Origin of the sequence: Chitinophaga sp. H8, assembly GCF_040567655.1 — a bacterium.
Taxonomy (GTDB): domain Bacteria; phylum Bacteroidota; class Bacteroidia; order Chitinophagales; family Chitinophagaceae; genus Chitinophaga; species Chitinophaga defluvii.
In genome coordinates this window covers 989,398-1,006,402 of record NZ_JBEXAC010000002.1, presented here as the reverse complement: position 1 = coordinate 1,006,402, position 17,005 = coordinate 989,398, and the positions used below count along the sequence as shown (strand labels likewise).

14 protein-coding genes are annotated in these 17,005 nt (G+C 43.9%); 8 read left to right on the top strand and 6 right to left on the bottom strand.

Annotated features, from left to right (window positions below):
• Positions 1-219: 219 nt before the first annotated feature.
• Complete coding sequence (locus ABR189_RS17910; protein ID WP_354661836.1) at positions 220-1,467, top strand: histidine kinase; 1,248 nt, start codon at positions 220-222, stop codon at positions 1,465-1,467.
• Positions 1,468-1,473: 6 nt separating this feature from the next.
• Here the strand turns inward: ABR189_RS17910 and ABR189_RS17905 are convergent, their stop codons facing one another.
• Both ABR189_RS17905 and ABR189_RS17900 read right to left on the bottom strand, forming a co-directional pair.
• The gene (locus ABR189_RS17905; protein WP_354661835.1) at positions 1,474-2,160 is read right to left on the bottom strand and encodes a response regulator transcription factor; all 687 of its coding nucleotides are present in this window, start codon (positions 2,158-2,160) and stop codon (positions 1,474-1,476) included.
• 21 nt (positions 2,161-2,181) lie between these two features.
• Entirely contained in the window at positions 2,182-3,603 is a 1,422-nt protein-coding gene (locus tag ABR189_RS17900) for a sensor histidine kinase (RefSeq protein ID WP_354663597.1), read from the bottom strand.
• Between the two features lie 244 nt (positions 3,604-3,847).
• Here ABR189_RS17900 and ABR189_RS17895 point away from each other — a divergent pair, with 244 nt between their 5' ends.
• Together ABR189_RS17895 and ABR189_RS17890 are read left to right on the top strand one after the other, a co-directional pair.
• Positions 3,848-4,615 (top strand): GLPGLI family protein, encoded by a 768-nt coding sequence (locus tag ABR189_RS17895; protein WP_354661834.1) that lies wholly within the window; start codon positions 3,848-3,850, stop codon positions 4,613-4,615.
• A 36-nt stretch (positions 4,616-4,651) separates the two neighbouring features.
• Complete coding sequence (locus tag ABR189_RS17890) at positions 4,652-7,507, top strand: outer membrane beta-barrel family protein (RefSeq protein WP_354661833.1); 2,856 nt, start codon at positions 4,652-4,654, stop codon at positions 7,505-7,507.
• A gap of 90 nt (positions 7,508-7,597) precedes the next feature.
• Here the strand turns inward: ABR189_RS17890 and ABR189_RS17885 are convergent, their stop codons facing one another.
• The gene (locus tag ABR189_RS17885; protein WP_354661832.1) at positions 7,598-7,882 is read right to left on the bottom strand and encodes a hypothetical protein; all 285 of its coding nucleotides are present in this window, start codon (positions 7,880-7,882) and stop codon (positions 7,598-7,600) included.
• A 136-nt stretch (positions 7,883-8,018) separates the two neighbouring features.
• Between ABR189_RS17885 and ABR189_RS17880 the strand changes: the two genes are divergently transcribed.
• Positions 8,019-8,885, top strand: a complete 867-nt coding sequence (locus ABR189_RS17880) for a hydroxypyruvate isomerase family protein (protein WP_354661831.1) — start codon at positions 8,019-8,021, stop codon at positions 8,883-8,885.
• 117 nt (positions 8,886-9,002) lie between these two features.
• Here ABR189_RS17880 and ABR189_RS17875 read toward each other — a convergent pair whose 3' ends face one another.
• The 3 genes from ABR189_RS17875 to mqnC form a co-directional block, all read right to left on the bottom strand.
• On the bottom strand, positions 9,003-9,545 hold the full coding sequence (locus ABR189_RS17875) for a GNAT family N-acetyltransferase (RefSeq protein WP_354661830.1): 543 nt from the start codon (positions 9,543-9,545) through the stop codon (positions 9,003-9,005).
• A gap of 194 nt (positions 9,546-9,739) precedes the next feature.
• Complete coding sequence (locus ABR189_RS17870; protein WP_354661829.1) at positions 9,740-10,372, bottom strand: hypothetical protein; 633 nt, start codon at positions 10,370-10,372, stop codon at positions 9,740-9,742.
• Between the two features lie 324 nt (positions 10,373-10,696).
• Positions 10,697-11,821 (bottom strand): cyclic dehypoxanthinyl futalosine synthase, encoded by a 1,125-nt coding sequence (gene mqnC / locus ABR189_RS17865; RefSeq protein WP_354661828.1) that lies wholly within the window; start codon positions 11,819-11,821, stop codon positions 10,697-10,699.
• Positions 11,822-12,052: 231 nt separating this feature from the next.
• Here mqnC and ABR189_RS17860 point away from each other — a divergent pair, with 231 nt between their 5' ends.
• The 4 genes from ABR189_RS17860 (at position 12,053) to ABR189_RS17845 (ending at position 16,950) form a co-directional block, all read left to right on the top strand.
• A complete protein-coding gene (locus tag ABR189_RS17860; RefSeq protein WP_354661827.1) occupies positions 12,053-13,282 on the top strand; it encodes an aspartyl protease family protein in 1,230 nt (409 codons plus the stop codon).
• 121 nt (positions 13,283-13,403) lie between these two features.
• Positions 13,404-14,243: a retropepsin-like aspartic protease gene (locus ABR189_RS17855; protein ID WP_354661826.1), complete on the top strand. Its 840-nt coding sequence runs from the start codon at positions 13,404-13,406 to the stop codon at positions 14,241-14,243.
• Positions 14,244-14,360: 117 nt separating this feature from the next.
• The gene (locus tag ABR189_RS17850) at positions 14,361-15,599 is read left to right on the top strand and encodes a M16 family metallopeptidase (RefSeq protein ID WP_354661825.1); all 1,239 of its coding nucleotides are present in this window, start codon (positions 14,361-14,363) and stop codon (positions 15,597-15,599) included.
• A 70-nt stretch (positions 15,600-15,669) separates the two neighbouring features.
• A complete protein-coding gene (locus ABR189_RS17845) occupies positions 15,670-16,950 on the top strand; it encodes a M16 family metallopeptidase (RefSeq protein WP_354661824.1) in 1,281 nt (426 codons plus the stop codon).
• Positions 16,951-17,005 lie beyond the last annotated feature (55 nt).

Sequence of the window (17,005 nt, the reverse complement as noted above, 5' to 3'; positions counted from 1 at the left end):
AATGTAAAGTGTAAATATTTGTGTTCCGCCCCAGGTACCCCTCCTGGTACAGGTGGTACTTCCGGAGAAAGAAGTGATACCCCTGGTGTTAATATCCTGGGCACCCTCCCAGTACAAGTGGTACCCCCGATTTCGTGTTGTAATGAAAATGTACTATATTTTCACTACTGAAGAAGCACTATGAGCATCCCCCTATGCATTGGAGTAATCGTTTTCCTGATGGCAGTGACAATGATCCTGTACCGGCGCTTTACCCAGTATAGGCAAAAGTATCTGTCCGAAGCTACCATTACCTACTTTGCGACCTCATTGTTCGGGAAAAATACAGTGGACGACATCCTCTGGGATGTGGCAAAGAACTGCATTTCCCGTCTGCACTTTGAAGACTGTGTGATTTACCTCCTGGATGAAAAAAGACAGGTACTCATGCAAAAAGCTGCCTATGGCCCTAAAAATCCGGTGCGCTTTGAAATACAACATCCCATTGAAATACCGGTAGGACAAGGTATCACCGGTACCGTAGCGCTTACCGGACAACCCGAAATTATCGCCGACACCAGTAGTGATGATCGTTATATCCTTGACGATGAACGCCGCTATTCTGAAATCACAGTCCCTATTTTCTGTAATGGGAAAGTAGTAGGTATTATAGATTCAGAACACCACCATAAAAACTTTTACAACAACGGCCATCTCCAGATCCTGGAGAAGATTGCAGGTATCTGTGCTGCTAAAATTGCCCAAACACAGGCAGAAGAAAGGTCCAGGCAAAAAACAGAAGAGGTAAGACTCCTCCAGCAACAACTGGCAGAATTCCGGCTGGTAACGCTTAAATCACAGATGAACCCGCACTTCCTGTTTAACTGCCTCAACGGGATCTATAACTCTATCACCACCGGTGAAACACAAAAGGCACAAGACTATGTAATACATTTTGCACGGCTCCTGCGAATGGTATTGGTACATGCCGAAAAAAACTTTATCTCCCTGCAAGAAGAAATAGATCTGCTCCAATACTACCTGAAAATAGAATCCCTCCGTACCGATCATGCTTTTGAATATACTTTTGAAGTAGACCCACAGATCAATCCGGCTAATTGTTTTGTTCCGGGCATGCTCATACAACCCTTCCTGGAAAATGCTATCTGGCACGGATTAATGAACAAAACACACGACCGCCACCTGCGCATCTGCTGGCAACAGGTAAGCCCCAATATCCTGCTATGCGAGATCACAGACAACGGGGTAGGCCGCCTCCAGGCTTCCCGCATCAGCAGCAGGGGACTTAAATCAAGTGAACATCAATCGAAGGGAATGGCGCTTTGCCAGGAAAGAATAGAGCTGTATAAATCACTCTTTAATACACAGTTCCAGATACAGGTGTCAGATATCGCGAATGAAATCAACGAACCTATGGGCACCAAAGTGAGCATTACTTTTGAAACAGATAATAACCTGGAACATTAACCGCTGTCAGAAGATCAGTTTATACCCTACTCCCCGGATATTTACAATCTGTACACGGGAATCATCTTTCAGATAACGGCGCAATTTGGTAATAAACACATCCATACTACGGGCATTAAAAAAATTATCATCTCCCCAAAGGTCCAGCAATACTTTTTTACGCTCCATCACCTCATTCTTATGCTCATATAAACGTCTTAATATCTCAGCCTCCCTGTGCGACATGAACTCCGTATTATGGTTCCTGGTAAGGGTTTGCTTAGCATAGTTAAAGGCATATTGCCCTATAATAACACTGCCTTCATCTGCTTCCTGTGGAACAGGCTGCTCATCAAACCGCTTCAGCAACGCCTTGATACGGACAATCAGCTCATCCATACTAAAGGGCTTCTTCAGATAATCATTGCCTCCCAGCTCAAAACCTTTTACCACATCCACTGTCTGCGATTTGGCTGTCAGGAAAATGATAGGCGTATATTTGTCCGTCTTGCGTATCTCAGCCGTCACCATAAAGCCATCCATATTAGGCATCATAATGTCCAGGACCACCACATCAGGCTTATGTTGCTGGAACATCTGCAAACCTTCCCGTCCATCTGCTGCATATAACATATCAAACCCCCTCATCTCCAGGCTGTCCTTAACAATCTGCCCGAGTTGCCATTCATCTTCTATCAACAGTACTTTTGCCATAGTGCTTATTTCAAATTACCCCTAAACAGGTATACGTATAATAAATTCAGTGCCTTTATCCGGTTCACTGACCACCTTCACCGTTCCGCCATGCATATCTACGATCTTTTTCACATAACTCAAGCCTAAACCAAAACCTTTTACATTATGCAGGTTGCCGGTAGGAACCCGGAAAAATTTATCAAAGATATTTTCCTGATATAGCCGCGGAATCCCTATCCCATTATCCTTTACCCTGATCACCAGCTCATTCTTTTCCTTCATACACTGAATATGCACCTGCGCGTCATTGCCCGAATATTTGATCGCATTATCAATCAGGTTATTGATCGCATTGGCAATATGTGTTTTGTCTACCAGCACGGTGGTATCCCCCAGTAGGTTGTCATACCGCAACTGTATAGGCTTACCGGCCTTCAGCTGATGATTAGACAGGATATTATCAATCACCTCATGCAGATCCGTATCTTCTTTAAACAGCTCTATGTCTTCTTTTTCTTCCGCAGCAATATGTAATACCTTTTCTACCAGGTCGGACAGGCGTTGTAACTCCTGCTTGGAGATATCCAGATAGTTCTGGGTTTTGCGGTGATCATTCAGGGCATTAAAGTTCTGCATAGCTTCTACTGCTGCATATACAGTAGCAATAGGTGTTTTCAGCTCATGCGTCATGTTATTGATAAAATCATTCTTTACCTCCGACAGCTTTTTCTGTTTCAGAATTGTACGCAGCATATACACAAAACAAAGCGTGGTAAGCACCAGCAAAGCCAGTGAGCTCAGCAGTGTCCCGATCATTTTTTGCAGAATGTATTGCAATGGGGATTCAAAAGATGCCTGCACAAACAGATTATTCACCGGATTAAACGGGATCTTAGCAGTTTGCAGCGGCCCTCTTCTGCGAAGACTATCGCGAAATCCATCCCTGGAAAACCCGGTAAAGCTGATATGAAAAGTATCCAGTTCAAATGGGGTAATGATCTGGCGGTTATGCAGCTCCGTCACAAATACAGAGTCCAGTTTCTTGAGGTTTACACTATCATTGGCCAGATTATTCAGAATAAGCAATTCTGAAATCTGCCGGGCTAATGTATCTGCGTAAATACGGGAAGAGGAATCACCATTATAGGATGCAGGGGGAGCAGGAGGCCATCCGTTCTTGCCAGTATCACCAGGCCCTCTGAAACGCGTTTCCGCCCGCTTGCTACGGGGTACCCCTATTTCTTCCAGCTGTATCGCCAATCCCTTCATGGGTACATTCAGCGAATCCTTATCCTTTCCATAATAACGGATATAGCGGCGCACATCAGAAAACTGTTTGTTGAATACCGCTGTCCGCAAAGCATCATTGATCTCTTTATTAAACTGGTCCAGACGGATACGATAGGAATTATATAACCAGTATCCCTGGAAAAGAAATATTCCCAGGATACAAATACACATCAAGATAAGAATGTTCCTAATACGCTGCCGCATGCAAAATATAGATGATCCTTACAAAACTATTGGTTTCCGCTATTGGCACCCCAACTTCTTAACAGTAATTAACAGTAAATAAGAAACCTTAACGGTTTACCGGGAAACAGCCACCTCCTTGATAGGCATTAACAGTAATTAACAATAAATAAAGTTAATTAACCTATTGATAGCAGGCGAATGGAGACTTTTGTTCTATAAATCAACTGTTATGGAACGCTTTTTCAAGATAGTACTTTCTACATTACTGATAACCCCGCTTTCACAAACTACCTGGGCACAAGCCAATACTACGGGTATCATCGAATATGAAGTAACCGCCAGAGTAGATGCAGCGCGTATGCGTGCCTTCTCCGGGGGCAATACTGGTGGTGATGGCGGCGAAATGCCGGATGTGATCACCTTCAACCAGACATTCACATTTAACAACACAATGGGAAAACTGGAAACTACCCGTCCTGGCGGCCGTATGCGCGGAAATAACAATAGTGGGGGCAATAATGAGGCAACACCCCGCCGCCGTATGGGCAACAATGCTACCTACATTGACCTGGCCCACAAGCAATACCTGCATGTGATGGGTTCGCCGGAAGATGAACAGAAAGCATGGTACACAGAAGAAGCTTATATCATCCCAACAGATGCCACACTATCAGATAAAACAAAAAAGATAGCCGGTTATACCTGTAAGAAAGCTACCGTAAAGCTCAAGGATGAAACTTACACCGTATGGTATACCACCGGAATGCCTTTTTCCTTTTCGCCGCTGAACGGACTGCTGCCAGATAGCACTGGTGTAGTATTGGCAGCGGAAAGCAGTAAACGTGCCTTTAATGCCAAATCTGTCAGCCTGAAACCGGTGGCCGATAGCATAACTGCATTACCTTCGCAGGCAATTAAAGTAAGTCAGGATGAAATGCGTGAAATACGCCGCCAAAACATGGATAAATTACGTAAACGGCAAGACCAATTGCAATAACCTTCTTAACTTACAGCACCGGTATAATCCCTCTAGATGAAGAAATGGACAATTCTCCTGTTTTGTGCCATGATCATAGGCATGTCAACTGCCTGGTCGCAAGCCAAACAATCAGGAACGATAAAAGGTATTCTCACAGACAAAACTTCACAGGAAGCACTTCCTGCGGCCACTATCGCTTTGCTACACGCTAAAGACTCTTCTGTTGCAGCTACCGCACTCACCAGTACGAAAGGCGTGTTTGAAATATCCGGTATACAGGATGGCAACTACCGGCTGTTCATCTCCTTTATGGGGTTTGAACCATACACTAAATCTATCTCCATAACCCCCACCAGCAAACAGGTAAATCTGGATACACTGGCCCTCCCCAGAAAAGGGGTAGACCTGAATGTGGTGGAAATTATCCGGGAAGTACCTCCAATCGTAGTAAAAAAAGATACCCTGGAATTTAATGCCGGCTCCTTTAAAACCCGGGAAAATGCAGTAGTGGAAGACCTTCTCAAAAAGTTACCGGGTGTACAGGTAGATAAAGATGGTAAAATCACCGCTCAGGGGGAAACCGTAAAAAGAGTACTGGTAGATGGGAAACCCTTCTTCGGTGATGACCCCAAACTGGCTACCAAAAACTTACCGGCAGATATTATCGATAAGATTCAACTCATTGATAAAAAAACCGATCAGGCAGAATTTACCCGCATTGATGATGGTCAGACAGAAAAAACAATCAATATCACCATCAAAAAGGATAAGAAGAAAGGCTACTTCGGACGTGCTACAGCAGGCTATGGCAGTGACGACCGCTTTGGTGTAAGTGCCAGTCTGAACCGTTTCCGCGACAACCAGCAGATCGCCATTCTAGGGGGAGGTAATAACGTGAACAATATGGGCTTCACCTTCCAGGATGCTTTTAACTTTGGCAGCGGTGGTGGCCGTGGTGGTGGCGGAGGACGCGGCGGCAGAGGAGGAGGTGGCGGCGGTGGCGGCATGGCTGGTGGCGGAGGAAGTGGTATCACCCGCAACTGGAACACCGGCCTTAACTTCAGCCAGGACTTTAACAGTAAACTGAAAGTAAATGGCAGCTACTTCTACAATAACACACAAACGGAATCAGAAAGGATCAGTGCCAAACAGTACCTGCTGCCCGATACAACGTATTATTACAACGAAAACTCCAGCTCTCTTACCAACAATATTAATCACCGCGCCAATGTACGGGTAGAGTATACCATTGACTCTATGAACTCAGTGATCATCACTCCTAACTTTGGCTATTCTAAAGGGCAAAACTTTCAATCCAACGAGTACACATCGCTGAATACCAAACAGGAGATGATCAACAGTGGTAATACAGTTAACAGCAGCAATGCTACTAACCCTAACTTCTCTACCAATGCCTTGTACAGAAAACGGTTCAATAAAAAAGGGCGTACACTAAGCACGAATATTAACTTTGGCTTTAACAACAGTGACCGGGAAAACTTTAATAAGTCACGTAATGAGTTTGTTAATCCGGATGGTACCCATTATATCGATAGCCTGGACCAACGCAGTGATGTTAACAGCATAAGCCGTAACCTGGGCGTCAGGGTTACTTATACGGAACCTATCTTTACCGACCGGTACCTGGAATTAACCTACGGATATAACCGCAACTTTAATTCCTCTGAAAAGCTGACGTATGATTATAACAACGCAAAAAATGAATACGACAAACTGAATGACAGCCTCAGTAATGCTTTTGAAAATACATTTCAATCACAACAGGCCGGGGTTAGTATCCGCACACAGAAATTAAAGTATGATTATGCAGTAGGATTAAATATACAGTTCAGCCACCTGGAAAATTTAAACATCACTAAAGACAGCCTGCTTACACAGCGTACAATGAACTTCTTCCCGTCGGCTCATTTCAACTACACGTTTGCAAAAAACAAACGCCTGCGCATGTATTACAACGGTAGCACACAACAACCTACTGTACAGCAATTACAACCGGTACCAGACAACAGTAATCCGCTGTATATCCAGCTGGGTAACCCCAATCTGAAACCGCAGTTCAACAACAACTTCAACATTAGCTACAATGTATTTAATGTAGAAACCATGCGCGGCTTCTTCTCCTCTTTCAATGGAGGTTTTACGGCAAATAAAATTGTGAACGAAACCACTTTCGACACCAAAGGAAAACAAACCAGCCGCCCGGTAAATATAAATGGGTCGTATAACCTGAACACTTTTGTGGTAAACAGTTTTCCTTTAAAGAAGCAAAATACGTCTATCAACACTAACACCTCATTTAGTTTTAACCGCGACCTCAGCATTACCAATAGCGTGCAAAACATTATTAAAAACTTTACCCTCACACAGGGTGTAGGCTTTAACTATATGCACAAGGAACTGTTTGACATTGCTACCAATGCCAGTGCCAACTACAACGGCGCACGCTACTCCGTACAAAAGAATAATAATACTAACTACTTTGATTATACGTTTGCGTTCGACTTCAATCTCAATCTACCATTGGGATTCATTATCGGAAGTGACATCAACTACACACTCAATACCGGACGCACAGACGGATTTAACCAGAATGTTACCATGCTGAATGCATTTGTATCTAAAACTGTCTTTAAGCAAAAACAAGGACTGGTAAAAATACAGGCGTTTGACCTCTTGAACCAGAATGTAAGTATCAGCCGCAATGTAGCAGAAAACTATATTGAAGACGTGCAGAACAAAGTATTATCACGCTACTTTATGGTGAGCTTCACTTACTTCCTCAACAAGTTTGGCGGAAATACAAAAGGAGAAAACAAAGGACAAAGAATGCGTATTCCGGGTGGGGGTCCAGGCGGGAACATACGTATGAACCGGATGGGTAGATTTTAACAGCTCCGGCACATCTTTTTTACTGATATAAGAGAATAGTTTTAAACTGTTCTCTTTTTTTTGCCGGTCAGATGGATCGGCTCCGGCTCATTATTTAAATGACATTTGGCTTCTTCCAAACCAAACCTTTTTTAATACCCATGCAATGGTAAACGTGGGTATAATATCCGTACCGGGAAACAACTCTTCCATAAAATTAAAAATCCCCCCAAAGGTACCAAGTGTACCACCAAACATCCGGTAAAAGATAAAAGCAGAAATGGGCGCCCAAAGCACATCAGTCACTTCACCCATCATCGGCAAAGCGTAGCTGGCACAACCTATCAGGTCCAACAAAATACAGATCCATAAACTGGGAGTAAATGATTTTTCCATATTAACCCTGTTTTACTATATATACTCAAATAGCTTACCAAAAGTTTTTACCCCTTGCAAAACCTGGTTATTTCGATTAAATTCAGCCAATCTAAACATTCCACGCAAAATGCCAGACAAAAATTCACGCCGCGACATGATAAAAAAAGTAGCCTCTGTGGCCCTTGCTTCCACCGCCTTATCCGGTCTTTCCAGCAGGGTAGCTGCCCATGAAAACAGTGTAGACGATCAGCTGAAAGGGAAAATCAACCACTCCGTTTGTGCCTGGTGCTACGGCGGAATTTCGCTGGCTGATTTGTGCAAAGCCTCCAAACAGATTGGTATTCAATCTATTGACCTTATTGCGCCGGATGGATTTGCCACTTTAAAGAAATATGGCCTTACCTGTGCCATGGTAGCCAGCAATGGCCCTGAGTGGGGTATCTCCAAGGGATTTAACCGGGTAGAACACCACGATAAGCTGGAAGAGTATTTTAAATACTATATCGACGAAACCGCTAAAGCAGGCTTTACTAACCTCATCTGCTTTTCAGGCAACCGGAATGGACTTTCCGACCAGGAAGGGCTGGAAAACTGTGCAAAAGGGCTCAAAAGGCTGATGCCTTATGCAGAGAAAAAGAAGGTAACCCTGGTGATGGAACTTCTTAACAGTAAAGTAGACCACCATGATTATCAATGCGATCATACTGCCTGGGGGGTAGATCTCTGTAAAGCGGTAGGTTCCGAAAACTTTAAGCTGCTGTATGATATTTACCATATGCAGATCATGGATGGAGATGTCATCCATACCATCCGCGATTATCACCAATACTTTGCACACTACCACACCGGTGGGGTACCAGGACGAAATGAAATAGATGAATCGCAGGAGCTATACTATCCAGCCATTATGAAAGCTATTTACGAAACGGGATTTAAAGGCTTTGTAGCCCAGGAGTTTATTCCAAAACATGCCGACAAACTGGCATCTCTGAAACAATGCGTTCAGATCTGTGATGTATAAATAGATAAAGCTTATATCCGGAACTATTTCCAAACAAAAAGTGTACTTAAACGTGCACTTTTTTGTTTTACAGGCTGCCTCCCAGACCTTTTACTACAGGTACGCGGCTTCGCCCGTTTAATATTTCCAGTCCTCCCGTAACACCCCCATGATCACCATATCTACAAACTGCCCGTGTAGCTTCGCATTGTGACGCAAAATACCCTCTTTTGCAAAGCCGAGCTTAATAGGGATCTGTGCACTGCGCTCATTTTGCAATACAAAGCGGATCTCTATTTTATTCAACCGCAGCTTCTTGAAAGCAAAAGATACCAGGGCTTTACAACAGGCGGTAACAATGCCTTTGCGCTGAAATGATTCGCCCACCCAATAACCGATTTCTGCCTTCTGTAGTATATGATCCCATGCATGGAGGTCTATTACACCGCAAAACTGTTGCTCATACCACATACCCAGCGCAATGGCCTCTTGCTCATCGGCTTTACGTACCATCAGCTGTATGAAACGCATGGAATGCTCCTCCGTAGTATTATAATCCACCCAGGGTAAATACTTGCGGAGGCTTTTGCGGGAAGCCTCAATCTGTTTAAATACAAATGCTGCATCCTGTGGTTGCAACTGCCTTAATTGTATAGCATCATTTACAGGTATTTCCAGCATAAGCAATAAATGGCGGTGTTCTTAATATTAAAGAGAAATAAACATACTGTGTTTTCAGGGAAAAACAAAAGGGCGTTATTATTCATTTTCGTTCAGCTATCCGGAGAGTGAAACACTGCTGCCCAAACAAAAACGGGCAGGCCTTTCGCCTGCCCGCCGGTATTTATGCTTATACACAACCTAAATGCTTGCGATTACTTCTTTGATAACAACTGTTGTTTATTCATATCCTTTACAATCTGCTGTGCGAATAATACTGCCATTCTTTCTGTAGTGGGGGGATCAAAAGATTCCGTTTGTACAGAGTATAATAATTGTTCTCCTTTCAGATCATACAAATTACTTTCCCAGGAATAACGGGTATTGATAGTATAGTATCCGGGAGAATACATCCTTGCATTCCACATGGAATAATAAGGGCTGAAGCGATAGTAACCAAATGGGGGATAATAGCCCATGTTGCCGGGTACATAACTTTTTTCCTTTCCTTTATCCGTTAATGTAATCGTCATTACCTGATTGGCATCACTCTCACGCAGCTTGTCCAGCACCTGCTTTTCCTTCATTTTCTCAAATGCCTGAGGGCCATATTCTTTCAATGATGATACTGCATTATATCCTTTCTTTTGCAATTCCTCTACAGTATACCCTTCCATCTGGGCCCGGAGGGTACGTTCCTTTTCTGGTACCAATGCCATTACTATAATTTTCTGATCACGCTGTATCTGTGTATTGCCAGCCTTCCAGGATGAGGTGACTTTTGTGCTGGTGCAGGCGCCCAATGCCAGCACCATAAGTCCTGCAATAAATAAACCCAACTTTTTCATATCAATTCCTCCTTTAATTATTTGGTTTGTTCCTGTTAGACGTGTAAAGAGGTCTATAGTAACAGGGTAAGCCAGGAATTAACATTTATTTGTGGGAGGTGTTAAGGAAGTGTGAAAGAAGCTGTTAGCTGTTAGCTGTTAGCTGTTAGCTGTTAGCTGTTAGCTGTTAGCTGTTAGCTGTTAGCATAAAAAAACCACAAGCACAGTATTTGTTCTGTACTTGTGGTAAAATATTTGTCAATAATTACAATAATTTCCGCTTTTAACACCCGCTTCTAGCAAATAATGCTGGCAGCTAAAAGCTAATTGCCAATAGCTAATAGCTTAATAATTTATCACCTGCTCCTGGATCTGTGCCGGGATATCGCGGAACTGGTACAGTTGTGTACGCAATTGCGGTTCAAAACCAGCTTCTTTAATCGCTTCCTGGATAGAGCGGTAGGTAAAGCGGTGAGGAGCACCCGCTGCACTTACTACATTTTCTTCGATCATAATAGAACCAAAGTCATTTGCACCGGCATGTAAACAGATTTGTGCTACCTGTTTCCCTACTGTGAGCCAGGATGCCTGGATATTTTTAATATTAGGCAACATAATACGGCTCATGGCTATCATACGGATATACTCTTCTGCGGTAGTCAGGTTGTGTATACCCCGGATACGGGCCAATAAGGTATCTGAATCCTGGAAAGTCCAGGGAATAAAAGCGGTAAATCCATAATGCCCTTCCGGTTTTTCGCTTTGTACCTGCCGTATATCCACCAGGTGTTCAAAGCGTTCCTGCACCGTTTCCACATGACCAAACATCATAGTCCCGGAAGTGGCTATATTCAGTTTATGTGCAGCACGCATCACATCGAGCCATTCCTGTGCCCCGCATTTACCTTTAGATATCAGGCGGCGAACACGGTCATTCAGAATCTCTGCTCCGGCGCCAGGCAAACTATCCATCCCTGCTTCCTTCAGGGCACGCAGTACTTCTATATGGGTGCTTTTCTCCAGCTTGGTAATATGTGCTACCTCCGGGGGGCCCAGGGTATGCAGTTTAACATCCGGATATAATTGCTTCAGTTCTTTAAACAGGTTAACATAAAAGGAGAGGCCCAGTTCCGGATGGTGTCCGCCTTGCAGCAGCAATTGGTCTCCACCATATTTTACAGTTTCTTCAATCTTACGTTTGTATTCTTCTATACCGGTAATGTAAGCATCCTTATGTCCGGGGATACGGTAAAAGTTACAGAACTTACAGTTGGCCGTACATACGTTGGTAGTATTCACATTCCGGTCTATCTGCCAGGTAACTTTACCATGCGGCACCTGCTTTTTCCGGAGTTCATTGCCGATATAGGTTAATTCTGCCAAAGGGGCATTTTCAAATACATATACACCTTCTGCTGCTGTCAGGAACTCAAAATTCAGCGCCTTTTGATATAAGTCTTGTAGTTGCATGTGCTATTCATTTTCCAGGCGATCCATCGCTTTTGAAGGTATTTTCTTCCTTAAAAAACCATCACCATAAAGCCAAACAAAGGTAGTGCAATTTACACGGATAATCCGCACACTTCCCGTTGAGCCCCTGTAAACCGTTATACATAGCCAGGAAACCGCTGGTAACATTTTAATTTTATACAAAAGGATTTAAATGTTAAATTTATATAAATATGATGTCCTGCCGACCTTATGCTTAAAATATATCTGTTACACACCCTGCTGATACTATTAGCTACCGCTGGCATTTGTAATAATGCACATGCCGGCAGGCTGGCTATTGAACCGGAACCAGATACCACTAAAGAATCCGTACTGATCACCCGTTTTCACTTCAAACAGTTTTATGGCGGCGTTGTGGTTATCCAGGCACAACTGAATGATATTCCGGATACGCTTCAGTTTATCCTTGATACGGGTAGTGCAGGCATTTCATTGGATACAGCTACCTGTGTCCGCCTCGGCATCCCACTCACCCCGTCAGACCGTATCGTTCGTGGACTGGGAGGGGCTAAACAGGTATCTTTTGCCATGCACCGCTCACTACGGCTTCCCGGATTGGTGGTAGACAGCCTCGACTTTCACGTAAATGACTATGAACTGATCAGTCAGGTATATGGCTTGCAGGTGGACGGTATCATTGGATACAGTCTTATCAGCAGGTACATTGTAAATGTGAATTATGACACGGAAGATATCAGCATTTACACCAAAGGTAATCATACCTACCCTAAAGGTGGACTACTGATGAAACCCTCCCTTACACTTATCCCACTGATTAATGCGCCGGTAAAAAATGGTAAAAGGCAGGTAAATACCCGCTATTATTTTGATACCGGGGCGGGTATGTGTCTGCTGCTCTCCAATCAGTTTGTTAAAGACAGCGGCCTCCTGGCCCGCAAACGTACCAAGATCATTGAAACCGAAGCACAGGGGTTGGGGGGTAAAATGTCCATGCAACTCACCACTATGCAGGAGGTACGTATCGGCAACTACAGCTTCCGGAATGTTCCTACCTACATGTTTGATGACGTAAGTAATATCACCGCCTACCCTTTTTTGGGAGGTATGATCGGTAATGATCTGTTGCGCCGCTTTAATATCACGCTCAACTATGCCAAGAAAGAAATCTATCTCCTTCCCAATACCCACTTCCGGGATATGTTTGATTATTCCTATACCGGCCTCATCATCTATCTGATCAATGGCAAGGTAGAAATAACAGATATTATCAAGGGCTCTCCGGCTGAAAAGGCAGGCTTTAAAAAGGGCGATATTGTCATTGCCATCAATAACTATGTAGGCAGTAATTTACAACTCTACCGGGAACTCCTTAAGAACGTAGGTACCCGGGTAAACCTGCTGATCATGCGTAATAACGAGTTGATTCTGAAAAAGCTACCAATAAAAAGTATTCTTTAGCGTTATTTGTAAAATGTGGCGCTACTGTTGCTTTTTTCTGATCATCATATGCTGTCCCGTGCTGGTTACTGCACAGGGAAAAAATACTGTTGCACCTGGGCCAACAGGGAGCCTTCAGCCCGTGGCCATACTTCCCTTCCAGCTCATCAACGACAACCTGGTGATCTCCGGTATTTACTCAGGCAGCACCGATACCTTACACTTTATCTTTGATACAGGAGCAGAGGTTACTACCCTCCACAGCGATCTGGCCAACAAACTGCAGTTGCGCGGCAATAAGATCATGGGGGTAAGTGGGACTACCAATGGTATGCTGATGGTACAAACCACAACTCTCAATGCATTGTACTTCAAACAGCTGCGCCTACCCTTTGTGAAGGTATATCTGGAAGACCTGACCCAGTTTAATACAGGTGGCTACAAAATTGATGGTATCATTGGAGTAGACCTGCTAAAAAGGTATATCGTTAAAATTGACCACGGTCAACATCAGCTGGTCTTTTACCGGGCAGGGAAAACTCCTCCCAATACACCCGGCCAGCAGGTGCCATTCCGGCTCAACTTTACCACACCCACTATTGAAGCGGTAATAACCTTGCCGGATGGACAAGCCTTATCCGGGCGCTACCACTTTACCTCCGGAGGCAACTATGGTATCCTTTTTAACTGGCCCTATGTAGATAAACACAAACTGAATGTGCTGCTCCCTACGATTAATACAGACAGAGTACAGGATATGACCAAAACGCTTTACTACATCAATAGCAACATCCCTTCCCTGCAAATCGGCAATACTGTCATCAAACCTACACCGGTAAGTTATTGTAAAGACGTAAATGACAGCGGGGCGCTTTCTGAAATGGCCGGCTCTATTGGCTATGATGTATGGAAACAGTTCAATATCACGGTCAATTATGCGCAGCGGGAGCTTTACCTGGAACAAATCGCTGCACAACGGTAATTTAAGACCACTTTAACATCCTGGCAGCCCTGTAGCCTTCCAGTGGCATGCGCCATAGCGTATTTTAACGTAACTTGCATTTTCCGTTAGGAAGCTTACTTTAACCAATAAACGCATATGATCCATTATAATAAATTTACCCTCTCTAATGGGTTAAGGGTAATCGTGCATGAGGACCACACTACGCCTATGGCGGTTTTAAACGTACTGTACGATGCGGGAGCCCGCGATGAAAACCCCGCACAAACAGGGTTCGCCCATCTGTTTGAACACCTCATGTTCGGGGGATCAATCAATATTCCGGAGTATGACGAACCCCTGCAAATGGCAGGAGGGGAGAACAATGCCTACACCACCAACGATTTCACCAATTATTACATACAATTGCCGGCAGAAAATATCGAAACGGCATTCTGGCTGGAAAGTGACCGCATGCTTTCCCTGGCTTTTACCGATAAAAGCCTGGAAGTACAGCGTAAAGTAGTATGTGAAGAATTTAAAGAACATTATATCAACAAACCTTATGGTGATGTATGGCATAAAATGCGGGAACTGGCCTATACTACTCACCCGTACCGCTGGATGACCATAGGAAAGGAATTATCTCATATTGAAAATGCTACTCTGGAAAATGTGAAAGCATTTTTCTTTAAACACTACCGCCCGGTAAATGCCATCCTGGTAGTAGGTGGTAATGTAACAACAGCACAGGTAAAAACCCTGGCAGAAAAATGGTTCGGTGATATTCCTTCCGGTGAAAAATATGTACGTAACCTTCCCCAGGAGCCACCACAGCAGGAGGCACACAAACTGGAAATAAAGGCCAATGTACCACTCGATGCGCTGTATAAATGCTACCACATGCGCGGCCGTTCAGACAAACGCTATTATGCTGCAGATCTCATCTCCGACATCCTCAGCGGGGGAGGATCTTCCCGTCTGCACCAGGTACTGGTAAAAGAGAAAAAACTATTCAGTAATATTGATTGTTATCATTTTGGTAGCCTGGAAGCCGGCCTGCTTACAATCGAAGGCAAGCTGGTAAAAGGCGTAAAAATGAAGGATGCAGAAAAGGCCATACAACTGGAACTGGAAAAACTGCAACAGGAAATTATCCCGGAAAGAGAATTGCAAAAAGTAAAGAACAGGGTAGAAAGTATGCTGGCTTTTGAAGATATGAGTTTATTAAGCCGTGCCAACAATCTCGCTTTTTATGAACTGCTGGGAGATGCAGCACTGATGAACAAAGAGTTCGAAAACTATGAGGTGATCACCGCCGAAGGTATACACCAGGAAGCACAACTGCTTTTTAATGAAAAGAACTCGAATACCATTTACTATTACGCAGAAAACTAAAGGAATTGCACAGCGCGCTGGTACTGATGACCACCTCACTTGCCATTACTACAGGTTTAAATAAATAACCATGAACAGAACAATAGCTCCGATCATAAAAGATGCCGTAGAGTTTGATATAAAGCTGAAGCCATACGAAAAATTCACACTGGATAACGGCATCCCGGTATATGCGGTAAAGTCCGAAGAGCAGGAAACCCTGCAACTGGAACTGGTTTTTCCGGCCGGCAGCTGGTATGAAAGCGAAAGCCTGGAGGCCACCGCTACCAACTATCTGATAAAGAACGGTACCAGCAAACATACCGCACTGGAAATAAATGAAAGCATTGAATATTATGGCGCTTATCTGAACCGTAACAGCTATCACGAACATGCTACCTTTACCCTGCACTGCCTCACCAAACATACGGCAATGCTGTTGCCCGTTTTACAGGAAGTAATACTGGACCCGGCTTTCAGTGAAGACGAACTGGCTACCTACAAACAGATCATGAAACAAAAACTGGCCGTAAACCTGCAGAAATGCGATTTTGTGGCTAACCGTTTCATAGATAAATACCTGTTTGGAGATTTCCATCCCTATGGCCGCGTAAGTAGCATGATGGCTTATGATGCTTTACAAACAGAAGCACTACGTGCCTTCTATAAAAAACACTATACCTTCAACAATTGCCGCATTTTTGTAGCGGGTAATATGCCGGACAATATCGTGGAATTGTTAAACCAATACTTTGGCAGTTCTTCCTGGAATGGCGTAAGTGAAATCTCCCGACTGGACCTGCCTATCCAACCGGCAGAAGAAAAGAAATACCGTATCTTCAATGATGAGAACGGGGTACAGGGTGCTGTAAGACTGGCCAGGCATTTCCCCAACCGCTATCATCCCGACTTCTCTAAGATGCTGGTGTTGAATACCATCTTTGGCGGATACTTTGGCTCCAGACTGATGAGCAATATCCGGGAAGATAAAGGCTATACTTACGGTATCTCCTCCCAGATATATAATTTCAGACAAACGAGCGCCATCAATATCCACACCGAAGCCGGACGTGATGTGTGCGAAGCAGCTATTGAAGAAATCTATAAAGAGTTACGCCTGCTGCAAACAACGCCAGTACCTGCGGAAGAGCTAAACCTCGTGCGTAATTATATGATAGGCTCCATTCTGGGCGACCTGGACGGCGCTTTCCAGATCATACAACGCTGGAAAAACCTGATCCTGAACGATCTGGATGAAAATTACTTCTATAACAACATCCGTACTATCAAAACCATTACTACTGAAGAACTGCAGCTGCTGGCCAAACAGTACTTTTCACCGGAAGATTTTTATGAACTGGTAGTGATATAATGCATTCGTGTAAAGGATAAAACGTGTTCGTGTAAAGCATGCTGAAAAGTTTCCC